Source organism: Nocardia sp. NPDC055321, from assembly GCF_053645575.1.
In genome coordinates this window covers 16898-37895 of the sequence record NZ_JBSHMS010000047.1, presented here as the reverse complement: position 1 = coordinate 37895, position 20998 = coordinate 16898, and the positions used below count along the sequence as shown (strand labels likewise).

Here is a 20998-nt window from a genome sequence, read left to right as displayed (position 1 = left end):
GAGTCGATGCGCGCCACTTCGTTCGAGCTGCCGATAGGCAAGGGTACAGCGGGTGGCCGGTGGCGGCCGGTCACGGCGAGCCGGGACCCGGGCGCGGCGCTGTCGGTGCCCGGCGGCATCATTCGGGTATGGCGGGGACCGCGCGACAGGGCGAGATGACGAGCGACGAAGATCTCTGGACCGTGCCCGCGCACTGGTGGACGCGGGCCGAACCACTGCGCGGGCACGGGGAGTCGCGTTCGCGGGCAATAGATCCCGGTGTCACCGAGGCACTGGACCGGCTGCTCGACCGCTTCCGGCCGAGCATCGCGGCGAGCCTGGCGCACCTGCGCGCGAACGGGTTCGAGGAGATCGCCGCGGCCGCCCGGACCTACCTGGACGCGCCCGCGACGGCGGCGGAACCCCTCGGCGCGGCGGTCGTTCGAGCGCTGGTCGCCGTCGATCTGTGGTCCTGCTGCGGCACGGCGCCGTTCGCGCACTACGACCACGACCGGGACGAGATCGCGGACCTGTTCGCCGACAGCTGGGTGCACTCGCACGGTGTCGCGTTCGCCGCCGAAGCCGCGGTGTGGCGACGGCGGTTCCGCGCCGATCGCAATCGGCAGCCGGACGGCGAGTGGTGCATCGAGGTGACGGTGCTGCCCGCGTCCGATTTCGGCTACACCAATCACGGCGACATGGCACGCCGGGTACGCGGGGATCTCGCGGCGGCCAGCGAGGCCGACTACGAGACGGCGGTTCGGCGACTCGCGGCGCTGCGCGCGGATCCCGGCGCGGTGTGGACGCGACTGGCGACGTCGTATCTGATTCCGACACAGCGGGATTGGGTCGACGAGGATCTCGCAGGGTTGTCCGCGACCCTGCCGGGCCACTACCCGGTGTCCCGGCTGGCGAGCGCCCTGACCACCCGGGAGCAGTTCGCGCGATACAGCGAGATCACCCGGCCGTTGACCTACGGCGACTACTCGGTGTTCTACAACCTGCTGACCCAGGTGGGCCCGGACGCCGTTCCGCTGATCGTGGCCGAATTCGCGAGTGGCGTGGGCCGTGTCGCCTCCGAGGTGAAGGCGCTGGCGGGTCTGCTCGCCGAAATACCCTTCGACACCGCGTATCAGGCCCTGCTGGATCGCATGGACCACAAAGCGGTTCTGGCCGCGCTGAACAGCGCGACGGCACGCTATCCGCGCCGGGCGATGCGCCTGCTGTCCCGGCACGCTGTCGAGTCCCCGTCCCCGGCGGCGGTCCGCGCACTGCGCCTGCACGCGGTCGATCATCCCGAGCTGGTCGCGGATCACGCTGACGAGCGGGCGATCCCGCTGCTCGAGAACACGCAGCGGCGACCGGAGGCCGACCCCGCGGACCTGCCGGCCGTCCTCACCGCACCCGCGCCGAAACGGGCGCCCAAGCTACCGAAATGGCTCGCGCCCCAACTGCTTCCGCAGGTGCGCCTGCGCGGGGCCGACACCGCGCTGCCCGCGGCCGCGGTCGTCCGCTGGGTCACCTGGCTGCTGGCCTGGGGTCCCGACGGTGATCGGCCGGAGGCGCTCGAGGTGATCGCGGCCGTGGATCCGGTCTCGGCCGCCGAGTTCGCCTGGGCGATCTTCGACGCCTGGCACCTGGCCGCGTATCCGAGCAAGAGCGGGTGGGTGCTGCGCGCCCTGGCCCTGGTCGGCACGGACGACACCATTCGCAGGTTGGTCCCGTTCATCGCTACCTGGCCGAGCAAGTCCGGCAGCGCCCGCGCCGTCGAGGCGGTCGAGGTCATCGCCACGATCGGCGGCGATGTCGCGCTGACCCAGTTGCACGGCATCGCCGAGCGCAGCCGCCACGAGAGTGTGCGGACCAGGGCGTCGGAGAAGGTCGAGGCGCTCTCGGCCACGCTGGGCCTGAGCGAGCAGGAGCTGGCCGACCGGGTGGTACCCCAGCTCGGCCTGGCCGCGGGCACCCGCACGCTGGACTACGGTTCCCGCCGGTTCACCGTATCGCTGGATCATGAACTGCGGCCGCGGATCATGCTCGACGGCCAACCGCTGCGGACCCTGCCCCGGCCCGCCGCCACCGACGATCCCGAGCTGGCCCCCGCCGCCTACCGATCCTTCCGGGAGTTCAGCGAGGAGCTGAAAACCGCGACCGCCGAACAGATTCGGCGCTTCGAATCCGCGATGCTCGACGGACGGCGCTGGCGGGCAACCGCTTTCCGCTCCCTCATCCTCGATCATCCGGTGCTCGGTCACCTCGCGCGCCGCCTGGTGTGGGCGAGCTTCGACGACGCGGGCGCGGTGACCGGCGCGTTCCGCGTCGACCAGGACCGCAGTCTCGCCGACGTGGACGACGAGCCGTACGCGCTCGCCGAGGACGCCCTGGTCGGCATCGCGCACCCGCTGCACCTGGGCGAGTCGCTGCCCCGCTGGCGCGAACAGTTCCGGGACTACGAACTGCTCCAGCCCTTCGAGCAACTCGAACGCGGCGTGTACGGCTTCACCCCCGAGGAGGCCGCCGGGGAGACCCTCGACCGGTTCGCGGATCGGCGGATCGCCACCGGCCGCGTCTACGGGCTGCGCAAATACGGCTGGGTGGTCTCGCACGACGGGATCTACCGCAAGTTCGGCACGTTCCGCGTGGTGCGGGTCGCCCTGTCCCCGGGAATCCAGGGCGGATACAGCTACGAGGCCGAGGAACAGCGGTTGACCTCGGTGCGGCTTACCGGCGGCACGTTCGGCGCCTTCGACCCGGTCACCGCCTCCGAGTTGCTCCGTCAGCTGGAGCGGCTGGCCGCGTGAGCGCCGGCGGCGGTCGAAGCGTCACCTCGGCTGGACGAACCGGCGGCACCGGTTTCGCGGCGGCCGAACCTTCACACCAGCGGGGAGCGACTGGCCATGGCAGAGTCGACACGACCAAACGCCGCGTCGGTTCGAGCAGCCGCTGGCATGAGCCTCGCGATGGCCGGACCGCTACACCAACTGGAGCAGCTGGCCACGTGACGCCGGTGCAACGACCGACGAACCACCACGTCAGCTCGAACGACCCGCCGCGTGAGCGCCGGCGCGGCGGCCGAAGAACGACCCCGCGCCGAGCTGGGTCCCGCTGGAATAGCCCTTGCCGTCCTGAGCCAGGGTCGCTGCGGCCGCGCCCGCGGCGTACAGGCCGGGGATCGGGGAACCGTTCTCGCGCAGTACTTCTCCGTCGGCGGAGGTGTACAGCCCGCCCAGGGTGAAGCCCGCGTACAGCGCTTTGCCCAGGGTCAGGTCGAACGCCGCCCACGGGCCCGTGTCCTGTGCCGCCAGGAACTCCGGGGACTTGCCGAAGTCCGGGTCCTCGCCCCGCGCGGCGTGCTCGTTGTAGCGGTCGAGCGTGGTTCGCAGTGCCTCGTAGGGGATTCCGAGCGCGGTCGCCATTTCCTCGACCGTCTCCCAGCCGTCGATGAACGGGGCGAGCGGGAACATGGGCCGTTCCATGTGCTCGGAGTCGACGATCAGATACGCGGTGGCGTCCGGCTGTTCGAGCACGAACGCCGAGGTCCGGGCGTGGTAGGAGTCCTCGGCGACGAAGCGCTGCCCGTCGCGATTGACCACCAGGCCGGTGAGCAGCATCGCGGGCGGGTAGACCGGCGCGGTCACGAAGGCCTGCTTCATGTTTCGCGCCGCACCACCCGCCGCCAGACCCAGGCGCAGGCCGATGCCGTCGTCATAGGTGGTGCCGAGCACGAACGGCTTCTCGGCCAGCCACGGCACGTTCTCCGCGACCATGTCGGCGTTCATGACGAAGCCTCCGGTGGCCAGTACCACCGACTTCGCCCGCACCGCACCGGTTTCCCCGGGGCGGCGCCACGCCACGCCGACGATGGTGCCGTCCGGTTCGGCGATCAGATCGGTCACGCCGGTCTCGTACCAGACCTCCACCGCGAGCGCGGCCGCCCGCTTGACGAGCAGGTCGATCACCAGTGCCGCGCCCTGGGTGTCGCCGGGGACCGGCACCTTGTGCCCGCGCGGGGCGGGCACGGCCTGCTCGCGGTACGGGAAGACCTTCTCGTTGCCGGTGTACATCAACCCTTCGGTGCCGGGCTGGATGACCGCCTTCTCCGGGTAGTAACTGCGCTCGAATTCGAAGCCCAGGCTCTCGAGCCAGGTGAAGTGCTCGACGCTGCCGTCACAGTAGGCGCGGATCTTCTCCGGTTCGGGTTCGCGCGCAACCGAAGTGAGGTACTTGTACATCTCCTCGGCCGAGTCCGCGTGCCCGGTGGCCTGCTGGACGGGGGTGCCGCCGCCGAGATAGAAGTGGCCACCGGCGAGGGCGGTGGTACCGCCGGCGACGGCCGCGCGCTCGAGCAGCAGCACCCGCGCGCCGCGGCTCGCGGCTTCCACCGCGGCGCAGCCCCCGGCGATGCCGAATCCGGCGACGAGCACGTCGACCTCGGCGGACCATTCGGTAATCGTCTCCGCCGCAACAATATTGACCGGCCGTGCGCTCACTGTGCTTCCCTCTTGATCTGTTCGAAGAACTTCCGCATATTCTCGCCGACCTCGGCCACCTCGATGAAGGGCACTCCGGCCGCCGCACCGTCCAGGTAGGCGAAGCGCATCTGCCCCGCCATGTCACCGCGCTGGACGATGTCCAGGCCCTGGGCCGCGGCGTCTTTCAGTGTCTGGTCGAAGTCCTCGGGCTCCACGCAGATGTGGTGCAGTCCGGGCCCGGAGGCGTTCAGGAACTCGGTGTAGATGGAGTCGCCGCGCACCGGCTGGATCAATTCGAGCTGGGTGTCGCCGTTGTAGGCCAGCGCGATGTGCGCGGTGAAGTCCGCCGGCTGGCCGCGGTAGCTGCAGTTCTCGGGGCCGAAGTGCACCTCGGGCATCCGCACCCACTTGCGCGCGCCCAGGACCGCGCCCAGGAAGCTCTCGCTCCGCTCGATATCGGGAACCACCCATGCGATCTGGGTGATCGGCCCGCGCGCCACCGTCATCCGTGCTCCATTCACCGATCCTCAGGGCAGTTAATCACAACCGCTTAAATGCGCAGTCGGCAAACTCACAACTCGCCCGGCCCCGGACACGACGCGGGCCCGGTCCCCGAGGGGAGCCGGGCCGCCGCGCGGCGCGCGCTAGTTCGCGGCCTTCTTGATCCGCTTGATCACCAGGAACGACACGACGCCCATGATGCTCATGACACCGACCATCAGCACGCTGGACAGCCATGCCATGGTGCTCACCGGCAGCCGGTAGGCCAGCACGATCCGCAGCGCCGACTCGCTCACCAGGGCGATGCCCCAGGCCAGGGCCAGGGTCGAATGCAGCCGTCGCACCGCCGGATCGGTGCGGTACGCCTCCTCCATGACGGGCAGGTGCGGCGAGGCGGAGAACGCCTTGCGCGCGGCGGCGTAGGTCAGCGGCTTGCCGATCAGCGCGCTGATCAGGAAGGCCGCGCCGACCACCACGGTTCCGAAGGATTCCCGCACGATCACCATGCGCGCGTCCCCGCTCACCAGCGCGCCGGCCAGTCCGACCAGGAAGCCGCCGAGCACGATTCCCGCGAACAGATCGATCTTGCGCGCCCGAACCGCCTCGAACCCCACGATGGCCGCGGAGCACAGGGCCCCGCCCAGCAGGGCGATCAGATCCGAGTACCCCAGCGCGTGCAGCGCGTAGTAGGCGGCGACCGGAATCGCGATGTCGCGGGCGATGGGCGCGAGCATGCTCACGAGCGACGGGCGGTCGGTCTTGCCCTGCGGGGCGGTCACGGCGGTCACGGCGGGCGCGGTGGTGGTCATGGCTGGCACTCCTCGTATTCGACTGTGCGCTACGAGAAATGACGCTACGGACGGCGAAACCCCGGCGGACCTGCCAACCATCACGGTCCGCCCATGACAGTCGTCATGGGCGGCGCGGCTAGGACGCCGCCGATTCGAGGCTGCGGCCCTTGGTTTCCGGCGCGCCCCACAGGCAGATGAGGAAGCCGATGACGGTGATACCGGCCGCGTACAGGAACGTCGGCCCCATCCCCAGATTGTCCAGCGACCACGGCAGCAGGAAGGTGCCCAGCGCCGCGCCGATCCGGCTGACCGAGGTGGTCACCCCGACCGCGGTGGCTCGAATGTGCGTGGGGAACAGCTCGTTCGGATAGGTCCAGTCCAGCACGTTCGGGCCGCCGCAGAAGAAGGCGTACAGGCACAGCATGAGGAACGCGAGCATGGCGGGCATGCCCGGCCAGAGGCCTATGAACAGCACCGGCAGCACCATGAGCCCGAAGCACCACACGATGACCGGGCGGCGGCCGATGGTGTCGATCAGGCGCATGGCGGGCAGACAGCCGATGAGGAAGACCATGCTGATGATCGCGGTGCCCAGGGTGTCCATCCAGGTGCCCTCGGGCATGCCGAAGGAGGTCAGGATCTGCGGTCCGAAGGTCAGCATGGCGAACAGCACGGTGACCTGGCAGACGAAGAAGCCGCAGCAGAAAGCCAGGCGCTTGCGGTATTTCGTGTGCAGCAGGGCGCGAATCGAGCCGTGCTCCTCCAGGGACACATCACCCTCGATCAGATCCGCCGGATCGACCTCGACGTGCAGGTACTTCTCGATCATGCGGGCTGCCTTCTCCGGCTTACCGTGCTGGGCCAGCCAGCGCGGCGATTCCGGGGCGGTGCTCTGCCGGATGATCAGGAAGAACGCGCACAGCACCGCGCCGCTGGCGAGCTGCCAGCGCCAACTGCCGTCGCCGATGAAGGTCAGGCAGAGGTAGCCGACCACGTAGGCCAGGACCGATCCGGCGTACCAGGCCACGATCTGGAAGCCGAGCAGTTTGCCGCGCTGCTTGAGCGGCAACCACTCTCCCAGCAATGATGTGGCGATCGGATAGTCGGCGGCGACCGCCATGCCGAGCACGAACCGCAGAATGACGATGAGCCAGATGGATTCGGCCCAGAAGGACGCGATCGAACAGGCCGCCATGACGACCAGGTCGGCGGTGTACATGACCTCGCGGCCGATCTTGTCGGTCAGCACGCCGAAAAGCGCGCCCCCGACGAACATTCCGACCAGGGCGGCGGCGCCGATCAGCGAGATGTCGGCGGTGCTCAGGTCGAGTTCGGGGGTCATGCCGATGAGCGCGGTGCCGACGATGCTCAGGATGTAGCCGTCCAGCAGCGGTCCGCCCGAACACGCGATGGCGAGCCGTTTGTGGAATCCGGTGAAGGGGGCATCGTCGATGACGGTTGTCATAGCTCTCCTCGCGGACGCCTCGAACACCTCGGTTAGCTAATAACAAGCAAGCGTTGGCGAACGTACCCGCGACGCCGGGTGCCCGACGCGGCCGACACGCCGCCGATGCGGACTTTCCTGGATCCGCGCAGCCGGGGAGCGGGCATGGCGTTCCAGCGCGCGGACGGGTAGGGTCCCCAACGTCTATTCAACGAGTTGCATATGCGAGGTGTTCGGTGACTACCTTCCGACAGGCCGTCGAGGCCCGCGACGCCGAGGCCATCGAGGCCCTGCTCGCCGATGACGTGGTGTTCATCAGCCCCGTCGCCTTCAAGCCCTACCCGGGCAAGGCCATCACCGCCGCCATCCTGCGCGGGGTGCTGCGCGTGTTCGAGGACTTCCACTACGTCCGGGAGATCGCCAACGAGAACGGCCGCGACCACGCGCTGCTGTTCGAGACCAAGGTCGACGGCAAGGCCGTCACCGGATGCGACTTCCTGACCTTCGACGAGCACGGCAAGATCGTCGAATTCATGGTCATGGTGCGCCCGCTCTCGGGTGCGCAGGCGCTGGCCGCCGCCATGGGCGCGCAGTTCGAGCGCATCCAGCAGGAGGCGACCGAGCAGATTCTGCGCGAAACCGCCGGGGCCTAGGCGGAATTCACCGACCCCGGCGAACGGTCCCGGACGCTCAGTCCGCGACCGGCTGCGCGAGGGCCGGTTCGGCGCCGCGCTGCCGGGTCAGCAGCCAGCCGACACCCGCGGCCAGCGGGAACATCAGGACGCCGTACACCGCCGCGGGAACCGCCATCTCGGTGCTGTCCAGCACGCTGATGGCGATCGTGATGGCGATGGTGCTGTTGTGCACGCCGACCTCCATCGAGCAGGCGATGGCCTGACGGAAGTCGACGCCCAGCCAGCGCGGGATGAAGTAGCCGGCGGTGAGGCTGATGACGCAGAACAGCACGACGATGGCCCCGACCTGCACGAAGTAGTCGCCGAGGTTGGCTCGTTCGGCGGCGATGGTGCCCGCGACCACGATGGTGAGCACCAGCGCCGAGCCGATCCGCACCGGGCGATCCATGCGATCGGCGAACCCGACCGCGTACTTGCGAACCACCATGCCGAGCACGACCGGGATGAGCACGATGGCGAAGACCTGGACCGCCTTGCCGAATTGCAGTCCGAGCGTGCCGGATCCGTCGCTCGGGTCGAAGTAGCCGATGGCGAAATTGGTGACCAGCGGGACGGTGACGACGGCGATGATCGAATTGACCGCGGTCAGTGAGACATTGAGCGCGACGTCGCCGCGGAACAGGTGGCTGAACAGGTTCGCCGTCGTCCCGCCCGGGGAGGCCGCGAGCAGCATCATGCCGACCGCGAGGATCGGCGTCAGATCGAAGAGCAGCACCAGCCCGAAGGCCACCGCGGGCAGAATCAGCAACTGGCAGGCCAGCGCCACCGCGACGGTCTTCGGCGTGCGGGCGATCCGGGTGAAGTCCTCGGCCGTGAGCGAGAGCCCGAGTCCGAACATGATCGCGGCCAGGGCGAGTGGCAGTCCCACGGAGACGAACGGTGAGTTCATGGTGTTCCTCAATCATCGAGCCGGGTCCGCCGGACCCACATCTGAGACCGACTCGTCTCAAATTGGATGGAGGGTAGCTCGAGAGTGACCCGGGTCGCAGCATATCCGGACAAATCGCCCTAATCGGAGTTGCGCTCGGTAATCGAGTGCCGCGCGGAGGCTCGAAGGTGGAAGGCTGGGCCCATGGCCGATGAACAAGAAGTCCAAGCGAATTCCGCGGACGCGGTGCAGGAGTCGCCGCAGGAGGCGACCAAGCGGAAGTTCCGGGAAGCCCTCGAGCGCAAGAACGGAACGAACGCGGCGGCGGGTGGGGCCGGCAAGAACACCGGCAAGGTGCACGGCGCCCACGCGCAGGCGGGCGGCAAACGCACCTTCCGCCGGCGCGCGGGCGGGTAGAACCGGGAAGACGCGGCCCCCGGCAGCACTGCTGCCGGGGGCCGCTGCCGTTCGATCAGCTGTGGCTGCCTCGGGCCGGGCGTCGCGACTCCCAACTTTCAGTAATCACGCCACCGGCGCCCCGCTCCACGCGATGGAACACGGAGTTCGCTGGCGTGCGGCTCGGGTGCAGCTGCCGCTCTGCCCAGGTATCTCTGCCTCGAATGTCGGTGTCGTCAGGGCTCAGTCGTCGCGGCGGGCGCGGGCCCGGCGTTTGCCCTCGTGCATGGCCTGCACCCGGGCCACCGGGATGGTGTGCCCCTCCGCGATGAGATCCGCGGGCAGCGACTGGGGCGCGGGCATGTCCTCGGCCCAGGGATCGCGGTCGCCGAGCTGCTTCACCGCCGTGCGAATCGTGAAGTCGCGCGGGTGCACATCGGGCAGGTCCGCCCAGCGCACCGGGAACGAGACCGTCGCGCCGGGCCGGATTCGAGGGCTGTACGCGGCGACCACCGTGGCCCCGCCCGCCCGGGTGGAGTCGAGAAAGACCTTGCCGCCCCGGTCTTCCCGGATGAAGGCCGTGGTCGCCAGCGCCGGATCGAGGCGCTCGGCGCGGGCCGCGATGGCGCGGGTGGCCGCCGCGGCGTCCTCCAGCCCGACGTCCGCGACCGGGACGAAGATGTGAACGCCCTTGGAGCCACTGGTTTTCACCGCGCCCGCGAGCCCGTCGGCCGCCAGTGCTCGCCGGATCAGTTCCGCCGCGGCGACAGCCTGCGTGAACGGCTGTTCCGGCGCGGGGTCGATATCGAGGACGAGATGCGTAGGCCCGCCGGAATAGTCGTGCAGCTGCTCGGCGAGCAGGAGCGTGACGTGGTACTCCACCGCGCGCTGGTTACCGAACCACAGCAGCGTCCGCACGTCGTCGCAGAGCGCGTAGGTGACCTCGCGTTTGGAGCTGCCCGCCCACAGGGTCACCCGCCGCATCCACTCGGGCGTGTACTTCGGCAGGTTCTTCTGCATGAACGGCTCCTGACCCGGCCGCACCCGCACCACCGACAGCGGCCGGTCGCGCAGCGACGGCACCAGCCGCTCCCCCACCGCCTCCAGGTAGTCGATGAGATCGCCCTTGGTCGCCTCCGCTCCGTCGAACAGCGGATCACCCAAACTGCTGAACTTCAGCCCGTCCCGAACCCCGTCGCCCATCGGCCCACCATGCGCCCCTTCGCCATTCGCGTCAACCGTCATCGCGCTATCCCCACGCCCGGCGGGTGCCCGGCATGCCCGAGGCGCCGTCGTCGCCGGGGACGACGCCCAGGACCTGGTGCAGGCCCAGGCCGCCGTCCTCGAAGCCCAGCGCGGAGGCGGCCATGTAGACGCGCCAGACGCGGGCGCGGCCCTCGCCGACCAGGGCGACGGCGGCGGGCCAGTCGTTCTCCAGGTTGGCGACCCAGGCCCGCAGGGTCAGGGCGTAGTGCTCGCGCAGCGATTCCACGTCGCGGACCTCGAATCCGGCTCGCTCCATGGCCGATACGACATCGCCGACGTCGCGGAGTTCGCCGTCGGGAAAGACGTAGCGGCCGATGAACGAGCGCGGCGGGATCCGGGATCCGCCGCGAGCCGAGATCGCGTGGTTGAGCAGGCGGCCGCGGGGGCGCAGGGCGGCGCGCAGGGTGTCGAAGTATTCGGCGGTGTGCTCGGAGCCGACGTGTTCGAACATGCCGATCGAGGAGATGGCGTCGAACTGTTCGCCGCCGAGGTCGCGGTAGTCCACGAGGCGGATCTCGACGTTCGCCGACAGGTTCGCGGCGGCGACGCGGCGGCGGGCGAGGTCGGCCTGTTCGCGGCTGATGGTGACCCCGACGACCTGCGCGCCGTAGGTGGCGGCCGCGTGGATGGCCATCGAGCCCCAGCCGCAGCCGACGTCGAGCAGGCGCATCCCGGGGCGGGCGGTCAGGCCGAGTTTGCGGCAGATGAGGTCGTGTTTGGCGCGCTGCGCGTCGGCCAGGCCGACGGCGGGATCGGCGGGACCGGCGCCGTCGTCGTGGGGTGCGGTGAATCGGGCACACGAGTAGGTCATGCTCGGGCCGAGGACCAGGTCGTAGAAGTCGTTGCCTACGTCGTAGTGGTGGCTGATCGCGGCCGCGTCCCGGTCCCTGGTGTGGCGCGGGCCGCGGCGTGGGCGCGCCTCCTCGGGCGGTGGTTCCGGCCTGCGGCCGAGCGCGCCGAGCCGGGCGGCCGCGCCGACGGCCCGCCAGGCGCCGGACACGCCCAGGCGGGCGCTGCCGGGTACCGCGTTCTGCAGCGCGCGCAGCATGGCGAACAGGTCACCGTCGAGATCGACATCGCCGGCGACGAAGGCCCGGCCCAGACCCAATTCGCCCGGGGCCCAGACCATGCGGCTCAGCGCGTCCCTGGACCGGATCCGCAGGGTTCCGGGGGCCGGGCCGGCGGCGCGCACGCGGCTGCCGTCCCAGAACTCGAAGTCCAGGGGCGGGGTCGGTCCGAAGGCCAGGCGCAGCAGGGGTCCGAATGTCTCCGCGACTGTCGCGTCACCGCCCATGCATCCACTTTGCCCCTATCGTCCCGTCTCGTCGGGGATCCGCGCCGCAGTGTCGGGGCGAGGGCGGGCGGCGCGGGAATTCGATCGTTCCGCACCGATGAATTCGCGGCGCGAACCGGGTCTACATCTTCAGCACGCACTCTGCGTCCACGGTCAAGGGAGGACCCCATGAGCCCGACAGCACTGCCGCCCATCACCGACGCCGATACCTGGCGGCACGAACTCGACGCCCTGCGCAAACGCGAGAAGGCCGCGACCCGCGAACTCGACGCCATCGCGGCGCAGCGCCGACGGCTGCCGATGGTCGAACTGCCCGACTACACGCTCGACGGCGAGCAGGGCCCGGTGCGCCTGGCCGACGTGTTCGAGGGCAAGTCCCAGCTGATCGTTTACAACCACATGTGGTCGCCGGGCCAGGAGTGGCAGTGCCCCGGCTGCACCGGTTTCACCTCGCAGTTCACCCGCCTCGAGTTCCTCGACAACTACGACGCGCGCTTCGTGATCGTGACCCAGGGCCCGATCGAGGAGGCCCTGGCCTACAAGCAGCGCGTGGGCAACAAGATGACCTGGTACTCGACCGCGAACAGCCCCTTCGGCACCGACGTCGGCGCGCCCCCCGGTGAAGGTTTCGCCGTGAACGTCTTCCTGCGCTCGGGCGACACCGTCTACCGGACCTGGCACACCAACGGCCGCGGCACCGAGCAACTGACCCACACCTTCGCCCTGATAGACCTGCTCCCCTACGGCCGCCAGGAGGAGTGGCAGGATTCCCCCGCCGGCTGGCCCCAGTCCCCCACCTACAGCCGCTGGGTCGGGTCCGAGGATGTGGCCGCCGCCTACGGCAACGCCTAACCCTCACAACGGTTCTCGCGGGCCGGTGAGTTCGGCATCGGCCCTTGAATTCCGTGGTCCTTGATATCCGCGCCCCGATAATTGCGGGCAGCCACACACCCGCGTAGCTATTCCCTTCCCGGCCGCTGGAAGTTAGCGTTCCTCGACCCCCTCGTCAGGGGTCCGGGATAGAGGAGTCCGGGGATGGGAACACGCAGCGGTACGGCACGTCGAATTGTTTGGGGCACAACTTCTTTGGCATTTGCCTCGGCCTTGACGGCGCTCACCGCCGCGCCGGCGTCCGCCCTCGACATCGAGCTGTCGCCCACCCAATCCTTCACGGTGGGAACGGCATACACGATCGGGTACCACACGGACGTGGAGCCGACCGGCCACCAGATCGTGTTCACCGACAACGGCGAGTGCTTCGTCGGCCGCTGGGTCCCCGGCCGCCCCGCCTACGGCTCCTCGAACAAGCAGCAACCCGACAACCTCTGGGTCGGCTGGACCCCCACCACCCCCGGCCCCCACACGATCACCGCGACGATGAACGGCCGCACCGTCTCCCAGACGGTCTACGTAGCCCCCGCCCTCGGCGGCACCCCGCCTCTGCTCCCCAACCCCCGCACCGGCTGCGACGGCCCCAAGCCCGGCAGCCTCCGCGCGGAGCTGGAAGCAAACCTGCCCTGATCCGGGCCGGCCCGGTGTCGATGGGCACCGGGCTTCGAAGGTGCACCGAGCCTTCATCATTCAGCGCACAGGCGGCATCCCCGGGCGACCGTCCGCGACTGGCCCCGGCCGATCACCGTTCCAGCACGCGCTCCAACGCCAGCTGAATCATCTTCCGCGCCACCGCTCCCGTCTCCGACGCGTCCGGCGGCAGCGCGACGAACTCGCAGGCGGTGACGTCCGTGCCGTTCCCCCCGACCGCCATCGTGCCTTCCACCTCACCGGCGTAGTAGCGCCGCGTGGCTTCCCACCCCGCCCCGGACCGCAGATCGTAGAAGTACTCGATGAACTCACCCAGGTACACCGGCTCCCCCTCGAGCCGCAGCCCGGTCTCCTCCCCCAGTTCCCGGTCGAGCGCGTCCAGATAGTCCTCCCCCTCTTCCAACCCACCCCCCGGCAGGTCCCACAACCCCTGCCCCGCATACCCGTCCCGCACCAGCAAAACCCCGTCATCCCGCACGGCGACGAGGTACACCGATGTCCGCTGCACCAGTTCCCCCTCCGGTATCAGGTGCGCGTCACCCCCGATGTCCCGGCACATATAGGTCCTGCCCGCATCGCTCCCCATACCCATGATTCGGAACCACCGCCGCGGCGGACGGACGCCGCGCATCCTTGGCACGAAACGACGAAGGCCCGGTCCTGATGGACCGGGCCTTCGTGTCAGTGGAGCTGCCGGGAATCGAACCCGGGTCCTCCGCCGTGTCACCAGGGCTTCTCCGTGTGCAGTTCGCTTCGTCTCTACTCGGATCTCTCAGTCATGCGAACAAGCCGAGATGACGATCCCAGTCGCTGTTTGATGTTCCGTTCGACTCCGCGACCGAGCCGAACGGTAAGCCCTCTAGCTGATGCCAGTGACCGGGTCGAGGGCGAACCCGGGCTGACAGACACGCTTCGCTACTTAGGCAGCGAGAGCGTAGTCGCGCTGATTGGAATCGGCGCTTATAGGGTTGCAGCGACGCTTATACAGTGGTCTCCTGCCTGCACTGACACGCTTCCCCTGAATCAACGTACGCAGTCGAAACCGTTCAGCCCCGTCTGTGTTCACCGATTCGAGTGAACTCCCGGCTCGCACCGGGCTCAGTCATACTAACACCGCCGAAACAGCGGATCATCCCATTATCCGCGCGTCACGCGGGGGTTTCTCACCTGGGCGTTCCCGGGGGAACGTTCAGCCGCGCATCCCCTTGATCCGGCGCCCGACCTCGCGGACGACCTCGCGTTCGGCGTCCCGCTTGGCCAGATCCTGACGCTTGTCGTAGTCCTGCTTACCCTTGGCCAGCGCCAGCTCGACCTTGACCTTGCCGTCGGAGAAGTACATGGACAGCGGAACCAGCGTCAGGCTCGATTCCTTGGTCTTGCCGAGCAGCTTGTCGATCTCGCGGCGATGCAGCAGCAGTTTGCGGGTGCGTCGCGGCGCGTGGTTGGTCCACGAGCCGTGCGAGAACTCGGGCACGTGCAGGCCACGCAGCCACACCTCGCCGTCATCGATGCTGGCGTAGGCGTCGACCAGCGACGCCTTACCCTCGCGCAGGCTCTTCACCTCGGTGCCGACCAGCGCGATCCCGGCCTCATAGGTGTCGATGATCGCGTAGTTGTGCCGCGCCTTGCGGTTCGTGGCGATGACCTTGCGCCCCTTTTCCTTCATAACGACCAACAATAATCAGCCGCGCCAGCCGTTTATTCCGCGCGTGCGCGACCGCCCCGGAACCCGACCGGCCCTACCGCCGCCGGACCCGCCCGTGACCGGTAAACCAGCAGGTAGCGGGCCGAACAGCAAGCCCGCCATGCCCCAGGAATTGCTGGCACGACAGTTTTCCGAAACCAAGACCTTTCACTCACCCCGGACGTTACCGTTCCTCGACCCCGCCGACCGGGGCCACGGAACAAGGAGCGATGGATGAGTGCAAACAGCGGCCCGGCTCGCCGAATCGGCTGGGGCGTAACGGCATTGGCCGCGATCTCGACCACGGTGGCCATCGCCGCGCCCCAGGCGTCAGCCGGCGTCGGCGCGCTGGTGGCACCAACCGAACCCGTGGTGGCGGGAACCACGCATCGCGTCGACATGTGGATCGACGGCGACAGCGACGCGGCCTTCATCGGCGAGAAGTACATCGTCACCGACAACGGGAAATGCATCTACAGCGTCACCGTCAGCTGGGGATTCGGATCGACCGCCTTGGCTTTCAACCCGATCTCGATCTCGTGGACTCCCACCACCGCCGGTTCTCACACGGTAACCGCGAAGTCGTACGGGACCTACGGCGTCCGATCCGATTCGTTCACCGTGAACGTCGCCGAGGCGCCCGCGGGCAGCACACCCAAGCCCGCCACCACCATCGGATGCGACGGCAGCGGCAGTTTCGGTGGCAGCTCCGGCTCCGGCAGCTCGGGCTCCTGAGATTTCCCATCACCGCGCCGGTGACTCCCACAGTCGCCGATCTCGCGTCGCACGCACGAACCAAGGATAGATATGAGCACAAACAGCACAGTTCGCCGCCGCATCGGCTGGAGCGTAACGGCATTGGCCGCGATCTCGACCACGGTGGCCATCGCCGCACCCCAGGCGTCAGCCGGCGTCGGCGTGCTGGTGGCACCGGACGAGCCCGTGGTGGCGGGAACCACGTATCGCATCGACATGGGGCTGGACAGCGACAGCGACGCGGCCTTCATCGGCGAGAAATACGTCGTCACCGACAACGGGAAATGCATCTACAGCACTACCGTCAGCGCGGGATTCGGATCCACGATGCTCAACAGTCCGCTCAGAATCCGGTGGACTCCCACCACCGCCGGATCTCACACCGTGACCGCGAAGTCGTACGGGACCTACGGCGTCCGATCCGATTCGTTCACCGTGAACGTCCTCGAAGCGCCGGCCGGCAGCACACCGAAGCCCGCCACGACCATCGGATGCGACAGCAGCGGCGGTTCCGGCGGCAGCTCCGGCTCCGGCGGCACCGGCTCCTAGATTTCGCGAGGCCCGCGGTGTCGGGCAATGCGTTGCACATGAGAAAGGCCCCCAACCGAAACCGGTTGGGGGCCTTTCGAAGTAGTCCCGACGGGATTTGAACCCGCGCTACCGCCTTGAGAGGGCGGCGTCCTAGGCCGCTAGACGACGGGACCTTGGACTTCCCGCGATCCGTGGACCGCGGCAGCTCCGAAAGCTTATCCTGCCGGGGCTCAGCTACCAAATCCGCAGCAAGCGGGGGGTTCGCACCGTCGAAAGGGTGTTGCCGGGACGGCCGGAAAAGATCGTTCTCGACCGTCCGCGACGATCACTTCCGGCGGATCGGGACCACGTACTCGCCCGCGCGCACCCCGGCCGCGCGATCGGTCAGCATCGGGATCCCGGTGTAGCGCCACCAGTGCAGCGAGACGACTCCGTCGCTCATGCCGCTGCCGATGCGGAAGCGCTCGACGGGGAAGTGCGCGGCATCGGTTGCCGGAACGGACAGCGGCAGTTCGGTGCCGATGATCTCGGCGATGGATTCCTCGAGGACGCGGCGCAGGTCGTACTCACCGTCGGGGATCGAGCGGCTACCGAGCTTTTCGTGCAACGCTTCCCACAGCCGGGGGTCGCCGCGTAACCCCCACCGCTCGGGCCTGCGTGTGAACAGCACATCGATTTTCACCACGGTCGAATACTCACAATCACTCGTCGTCGGGTGGAGCTCGGAAGTGGTTCTGCTGTCTAACCGTTCGATACGCCGGGTACGAAGGCGTGGTTCGACACGATGACGAACCGACCCCGAAAACCCGCGCCACACCGATCGATCCGTGCCACACCGGTCCGCCTGCCCCGGACCGACCGCCCCCGCGTCGAGCATCCCCCACCCCGCCTACTCGTAGTCGGGCGGCAGCTCGTCGAAGAACCCCGGTTCCTCGTCCGGCCAGGGCACGTCGTCGAAGTCCGGGGCGGACGGCGCCGAGCGCGCGGGTTGCCTTGCCGCGGCGGCCGATTCCCGCGCGGGCGGAGCCGAGCGCGGCGCCGACGCGCGAGCCGCCGCCGGACGGGCAGCTGCCGGGCGCGCGGGCGGAGCCTCGCGAACGGGCTCGGGACTCCCCTCGAGCAGCGTGCCGGCCTGGCTCGGGGCCGCACCCGTCACCACCTCGAGCACCCCCTCGCCGTACTTGGCGCGCTTGTTCTCACCGATGCCGGCGATCGCGCCCAGATCGGCCAGGGTGGCGGGCTTGCGGGCCGCGATCTCCCGCAGCGTCGCGTCGTGGAACACGACGTACGCGGGCACGCCCTGTTCCTTGGCGGTGGCCGCGCGCCAGGCCCGCAGGCTCTCGAACAGTCCCGCGTCACCGGGCGCGAGATCAGCGGTGGCCTTGGCCGCCTTGGCGGACTTGGAGGCTCGCGCGGTCTTCGTGCGTTCGGGCTCGCGGCGCAGCATGACCTGGCGGCCGTTGAACAGCACGTCGTTACTGGCCTCGGTGAGCGTCAGCACCCCATAGTCGCCGTGTACGGCGAGCAGCCCTTGCGCGAGCAGCTGGCGAATCGCGCCGCGCCACTCGATATCCCGCAGGTCCGCGCCGATGCCGAACACCTTGAGTTCGTGGTGCGCGTGCTGCTCGACCTTGGGATTGCGCTTGCCGATCAGGATGTCGACGATGTGCCCGGCGCCGAAGCTCTGCCCGCGTTCGCGCTTGAGCCGCAGCACCGTGGAGAGCACCTTCTGCGCGGGCACGGTGCCGTCCCACGCCTCGGGCGCGTTGAGGCAGGTGTCGCAATTGCCGCACGCCTTGCCCGCCTGCCCGAAGTAGGCCAGCAGCTGGGTGCGCCGGCACTGCACCGTTTCGCACAGCGCCAGCATGGCGTCCAGGTGCAGCTGTAGCTGCCGGCGATGGGCGGCGTCGCCCTCGGAGGAGTCGATCATCTTGCGCTGCTGCACAACGTCACTGAGGCCGTAGACCATCCAGGCCGTCGACGGCTGGCCGTCGCGGCCCGCGCGGCCGGTCTCCTGGTAGTACCCCTCCACCGACTTCGGCAGATCCAGGTGCGCGACGAAGCGCACGTCGGGCTTGTCGATGCCCATGCCGAAAGCGATGGTGGCGCAGACCACCAGCCCGTCCTCGCGCAGGAAGCGCGACTGGTTGGTCGCCCGCACCCGGTTGTCGAGGCCCGCGTGATACGGGACCGCGGGCACGCCGTTGGCGCTCAGGAACGCGGCGGTCTTCTCCACCGAGTTGCGCGAGAGGCAGTAGACGATGCCCGCGTCGCCGGCGTGCTCGCCCTGGATGAACGACAGCAACTGCTGTTCGGGCCGGTTCTTGGCCTCGATGCGGTACTGGATGTTCGGCCGGTCGAAGCTGTCGACGAAGTGTTTGGCGCCGGTCAGGTCCAGCCGCTGGGCGATTTCCTTGCGGGTCGCCTCGGTGGCGGTGGCGGTGAGCGCGATGCGCGGCACGTCGGGCCAGCGCTCGTGCAGCATCGACAGCGCCAGGTAGTCGGGCCGGAAGTCGTGGCCCCACTGGGACACACAGTGCGCCTCATCGATGGCGAACAGCGAGATCTTGCCGCGGTCGAGCAGTTGCGCGGTGGACTCGAGGCGCAGCCGTTCGGGGGCGAGGTAGAGCAGATCCAGCTCGCCGGCCACGAATTGCGCCTCGACCGTGCGCCGTTCGTCGGGGAACTGGGTGGAGTTGAGGAAGCCGGCCCGCACCCCGACCGCGTTCAGCGCGTCGACCTGGTCCTGCATGAGGGCGATGAGCGGTGAGACCACCACGCCCACGCCCGGGCGCACCAGAGCCGGGATCTGATAGCAGAGCGACTTGCCGCCGCCGGTGGGCATGAGCACCAGGGCGTCGCCGCCGGAAATCACCTGTTCGACGATTGCCCGCTGCGGTCCGCGAAAACTGTCGTAGCCGAATGTCTTCCGCAGAACCTGGTGCGCCGCAACACTTCCGGCGTCCTCGAGAGACTCACTGCCGACGACGGTTTCGACCTCCGGTGCACTCACGGCAGCAATCCTACGGACAGCCTCCGACGCGCAATACTCCCTTGGCAACTTCGCACCCCCGCGCACCCGGCCCGGCACGGACCGTTGCGTGCGGGATCACACCGAATACCCCGGCCCGCCTCGCACGATGCGAATCCACGAAAGACGGGCCCGGGTGCGGCAACTCATTCGCGCACGTAGTACCGCAGCGCCGCGTACGCCGCCAGCGCCGCGAATCCGACACCCACCGGCGTGATGATCATCGCCACCGTCGCGATGTCCTCGCTCGAGATCGGTGGCAGCACGTCGTCGTCGGCCAGCGACCCCAGCGCCTTGTTGATCACGAGCGGTTGCGCGACGAACAGCCCGGCCACCGCGAGCAGCGACCCGACGAGCGCTGCCAGCACCGCCTCGAGCAGGAAGGGCAATTGCGTGTACCACCGCGTCGCGCCGACCAGTCGCATGATGTTGACCTCGGTCTTGCGCGCCAGCGCCGCCACCTGCACCATGTTCGCGATCAGCAGCAGCGCGGCGAGCGCCTGCAGGGCCGCGAGGCCGAAGGCGGTGTTGCGGATCCCGGTGAAGAAGCCCACCAGCCGGTCCACGATGTCGACGTCGTTGAGCACCGTCATGACCCCGGGCCGATCGTGGAAGTCGTCGTAGATGGTGCGGTACTGGGTGACATCGTTCAGCTTGACCCGGAACGAGCCGGGCAGGCCGTCCTTGCTGACCTCGTCGGCGAGCCCCGGCTGATCCTTGAAGGTCGACTCCTTGACCTCCTTGACCGCCTCCTGGCTGTTCACGTACTGCACGCTCGCGACGTACTGGTTCTGCTCCAGATCCATCATGATCGACTTGCAGGGGTCCTGCGTGCAGTCCAGATCCCGCGAGGCCGAATCGTCGAGGTACAGCCGGATGGCCACGCGCTGGACGTAGTAGTCCTGGATCTTGTCCGCCAGCCGCACCGTCAGCAGACCGCCGCCGAGCATGGTCAGCGAGACCGCGGTGGTCAGGATCATCGCGATGGTCATGGTGATGTTGCGGCGCAGGCCCGTGAAGATCTCGCCGAACAGGAATCCCGCGCGCATTACCGCCCCACCCCGTAGACGCCGGTCTCGTCGTCGCGGACCAGGCGGCCGCGATCGAGTTCGATCACCCGGCGCCGCATGGCGTCGACGATGGTGTTGTCGTGGGTGGCCATGACCACCGTTGTCCCGGTGCGATTCACCCGTTCCAGCAACGCCATGATGTCCTGACTGGTCTCGGGGTCGAGGTTGCCGGTCGGTTCGTCCGCCAGCAGCACCAGCGGCCGGTTCACGAAGGCGCGGGCCAGGGCGGCGCGCTGCTGCTCGCCGCCGGAGAGCTCACCGGGCAGCCGATCGGCCTTACCCGCCAGACCCACCAGGTCGAGGGCCTCGGGCACCGCCCGCGAGATGAATGCCGCGGGTTTGCCGATCACCTCCAGCGCGAAGGCCACGTTCTGCTCGACCGTCTTCTGCTGCAGCAGCCGGAAGTCCTGGAAGACGCAGCCCATGCGCTGGCGCAGTTTGGGCACCTTGCGGCCGGGCAGTTTGTCCACTCGGAAGTCCGAGACCCAGACCTCGCCCGCGGTGGGCTTCTCCTCCTTGAGCAGCAGCCGCATGAACGTCGACTTGCCCGAACCGGAGGGTCCGATGACGAAGACGAATTCACCCTTGTCGATGTCGACCGTGACATTGTCCAGGGCGGGTCGCGTCGAGGTCTTGTAGGTCTTGGTGACGTTGCGCAGCGCTATCACGATTGGCCAG

20 protein-coding genes, 1 tRNA gene and 1 other RNA gene are annotated in these 20998 nt (G+C 68.8%); 7 read left to right on the top strand and 15 right to left on the bottom strand.

Annotated elements, in window-relative coordinates; genetic code table 11:
- The first annotated feature begins 128 nt into the window (after positions 1 to 128).
- Positions 129 to 2780: a DUF4132 domain-containing protein gene (locus ACWIGI_RS39780; protein WP_454208824.1), complete on the top strand. Its 2652-nt coding sequence runs from the start codon at positions 129 to 131 to the stop codon at positions 2778 to 2780.
- Between the two features lie 231 nt (positions 2781 to 3011).
- Here ACWIGI_RS39780 and ACWIGI_RS39775 read toward each other — a convergent pair whose 3' ends face one another.
- The 4 genes from ACWIGI_RS39775 to ACWIGI_RS39760 form a co-directional block, all read right to left on the bottom strand.
- Positions 3012 to 4469, bottom strand: a complete 1458-nt coding sequence (locus tag ACWIGI_RS39775; RefSeq protein ID WP_454208823.1) for an FAD-binding protein — start codon at positions 4467 to 4469, stop codon at positions 3012 to 3014.
- Positions 4466 to 4957 carry a VOC family protein gene (locus ACWIGI_RS39770; protein WP_454208822.1) on the bottom strand — a complete coding sequence of 164 codons (492 nt, stop codon included), beginning with the start codon at positions 4955 to 4957 and terminating at the stop codon, positions 4466 to 4468. The genes ACWIGI_RS39775 and ACWIGI_RS39770 overlap by 4 nt, the downstream gene beginning before the upstream one ends.
- 138 nt (positions 4958 to 5095) lie before the next feature.
- Positions 5096 to 5761 (bottom strand): VC0807 family protein, encoded by a 666-nt coding sequence (locus ACWIGI_RS39765; protein ID WP_454208821.1) that lies wholly within the window; start codon positions 5759 to 5761, stop codon positions 5096 to 5098.
- A gap of 118 nt (positions 5762 to 5879) precedes the next feature.
- Positions 5880 to 7208, bottom strand: coding sequence for an MFS transporter (locus ACWIGI_RS39760; RefSeq protein WP_454208820.1), 1329 nt, complete (start codon positions 7206 to 7208; stop codon positions 5880 to 5882).
- 215 nt (positions 7209 to 7423) lie between these two features.
- Here ACWIGI_RS39760 and ACWIGI_RS39755 point away from each other — a divergent pair, with 215 nt between their 5' ends.
- Complete coding sequence (locus ACWIGI_RS39755) at positions 7424 to 7840, top strand: nuclear transport factor 2 family protein (protein WP_454208819.1); 417 nt, start codon at positions 7424 to 7426, stop codon at positions 7838 to 7840.
- Between the two features lie 37 nt (positions 7841 to 7877).
- On the opposite strand, the gene ACWIGI_RS39750 is transcribed toward ACWIGI_RS39755, so the two are convergent.
- Positions 7878 to 8771, bottom strand: a complete 894-nt coding sequence (locus ACWIGI_RS39750; protein WP_454208818.1) for a bile acid:sodium symporter family protein — start codon at positions 8769 to 8771, stop codon at positions 7878 to 7880.
- Positions 8772 to 8954: 183 nt separating this feature from the next.
- Here ACWIGI_RS39750 and ACWIGI_RS39745 point away from each other — a divergent pair, with 183 nt between their 5' ends.
- Entirely contained in the window at positions 8955 to 9167 is a 213-nt protein-coding gene (locus ACWIGI_RS39745; RefSeq protein ID WP_454208817.1) for a DUF5302 domain-containing protein, read from the top strand.
- 222 nt (positions 9168 to 9389) lie between these two features.
- On the opposite strand, the gene ACWIGI_RS39740 is transcribed toward ACWIGI_RS39745, so the two are convergent.
- The gene (locus tag ACWIGI_RS39740) at positions 9390 to 10349 is read right to left on the bottom strand and encodes a DNA polymerase domain-containing protein (RefSeq protein ID WP_454208816.1); all 960 of its coding nucleotides are present in this window, start codon (positions 10347 to 10349) and stop codon (positions 9390 to 9392) included.
- A 46-nt stretch (positions 10350 to 10395) separates the two neighbouring features.
- Positions 10396 to 11706 (bottom strand): class I SAM-dependent methyltransferase, encoded by a 1311-nt coding sequence (locus tag ACWIGI_RS39735; protein ID WP_454208815.1) that lies wholly within the window; start codon positions 11704 to 11706, stop codon positions 10396 to 10398.
- Positions 11707 to 11874: 168 nt separating this feature from the next.
- On the opposite strand from ACWIGI_RS39735, the gene ACWIGI_RS39730 reads away from it, so the two are divergent.
- Positions 11875 to 12558 (top strand): DUF899 domain-containing protein, encoded by a 684-nt coding sequence (locus ACWIGI_RS39730; protein ID WP_454208814.1) that lies wholly within the window; start codon positions 11875 to 11877, stop codon positions 12556 to 12558.
- Between the two features lie 234 nt (positions 12559 to 12792).
- A complete protein-coding gene (locus ACWIGI_RS39725; protein WP_454208813.1) occupies positions 12793 to 13227 on the top strand; it encodes a hypothetical protein in 435 nt (144 codons plus the stop codon).
- 112 nt (positions 13228 to 13339) lie between these two features.
- On the opposite strand, the gene ACWIGI_RS39720 is transcribed toward ACWIGI_RS39725, so the two are convergent.
- The 3 genes from ACWIGI_RS39720 to smpB all read right to left on the bottom strand — a co-directional run bounded on the left by ACWIGI_RS39720 (position 13340) and on the right by smpB (position 14914).
- Positions 13340 to 13840 (bottom strand): NUDIX hydrolase, encoded by a 501-nt coding sequence (locus ACWIGI_RS39720; RefSeq protein WP_454208812.1) that lies wholly within the window; start codon positions 13838 to 13840, stop codon positions 13340 to 13342.
- Between the two features lie 90 nt (positions 13841 to 13930).
- Positions 13931 to 14302: a transfer-messenger RNA gene (gene ssrA, locus ACWIGI_RS39715) on the bottom strand.
- 135 nt (positions 14303 to 14437) lie between these two features.
- On the bottom strand, positions 14438 to 14914 hold the full coding sequence (gene smpB, locus ACWIGI_RS39710) for an SsrA-binding protein SmpB (RefSeq protein ID WP_354985538.1): 477 nt from the start codon (positions 14912 to 14914) through the stop codon (positions 14438 to 14440).
- Positions 14915 to 15166: 252 nt separating this feature from the next.
- Here smpB and ACWIGI_RS39705 point away from each other — a divergent pair, with 252 nt between their 5' ends.
- Together ACWIGI_RS39705 and ACWIGI_RS39700 are read left to right on the top strand one after the other, a co-directional pair.
- Positions 15167 to 15667, top strand: a complete 501-nt coding sequence (locus tag ACWIGI_RS39705; protein ID WP_454208810.1) for a hypothetical protein — start codon at positions 15167 to 15169, stop codon at positions 15665 to 15667.
- Positions 15668 to 15739: 72 nt separating this feature from the next.
- On the top strand, positions 15740 to 16237 hold the full coding sequence (locus tag ACWIGI_RS39700) for a hypothetical protein (protein WP_454208809.1): 498 nt from the start codon (positions 15740 to 15742) through the stop codon (positions 16235 to 16237).
- 82 nt (positions 16238 to 16319) lie between these two features.
- Here the strand turns inward: ACWIGI_RS39700 and ACWIGI_RS39695 are convergent.
- The 5 genes from ACWIGI_RS39695 to ftsE all read right to left on the bottom strand — a co-directional run bounded on the left by ACWIGI_RS39695 (position 16320) and on the right by ftsE (position 20988).
- Positions 16320 to 16392, bottom strand: a tRNA-Glu gene (locus ACWIGI_RS39695).
- Between the two features lie 152 nt (positions 16393 to 16544).
- The gene (locus tag ACWIGI_RS39690; protein ID WP_454208807.1) at positions 16545 to 16904 is read right to left on the bottom strand and encodes a hypothetical protein; all 360 of its coding nucleotides are present in this window, start codon (positions 16902 to 16904) and stop codon (positions 16545 to 16547) included.
- Between the two features lie 204 nt (positions 16905 to 17108).
- Positions 17109 to 19154, bottom strand: coding sequence for a DNA helicase RecQ (gene recQ, locus ACWIGI_RS39685; RefSeq protein WP_454208831.1), 2046 nt, complete (start codon positions 19152 to 19154; stop codon positions 17109 to 17111).
- Positions 19155 to 19396: 242 nt separating this feature from the next.
- The gene (ftsX, locus tag ACWIGI_RS39680) at positions 19397 to 20299 is read right to left on the bottom strand and encodes a permease-like cell division protein FtsX (RefSeq protein WP_454208806.1); all 903 of its coding nucleotides are present in this window, start codon (positions 20297 to 20299) and stop codon (positions 19397 to 19399) included.
- Positions 20299 to 20988, bottom strand: a complete 690-nt coding sequence (gene ftsE / locus ACWIGI_RS39675) for a cell division ATP-binding protein FtsE (RefSeq protein WP_354991224.1) — start codon at positions 20986 to 20988, stop codon at positions 20299 to 20301. The genes ftsX and ftsE overlap by 1 nt, the downstream gene beginning before the upstream one ends.
- Between the last annotated feature and the right edge of the window lie 10 nt (positions 20989 to 20998).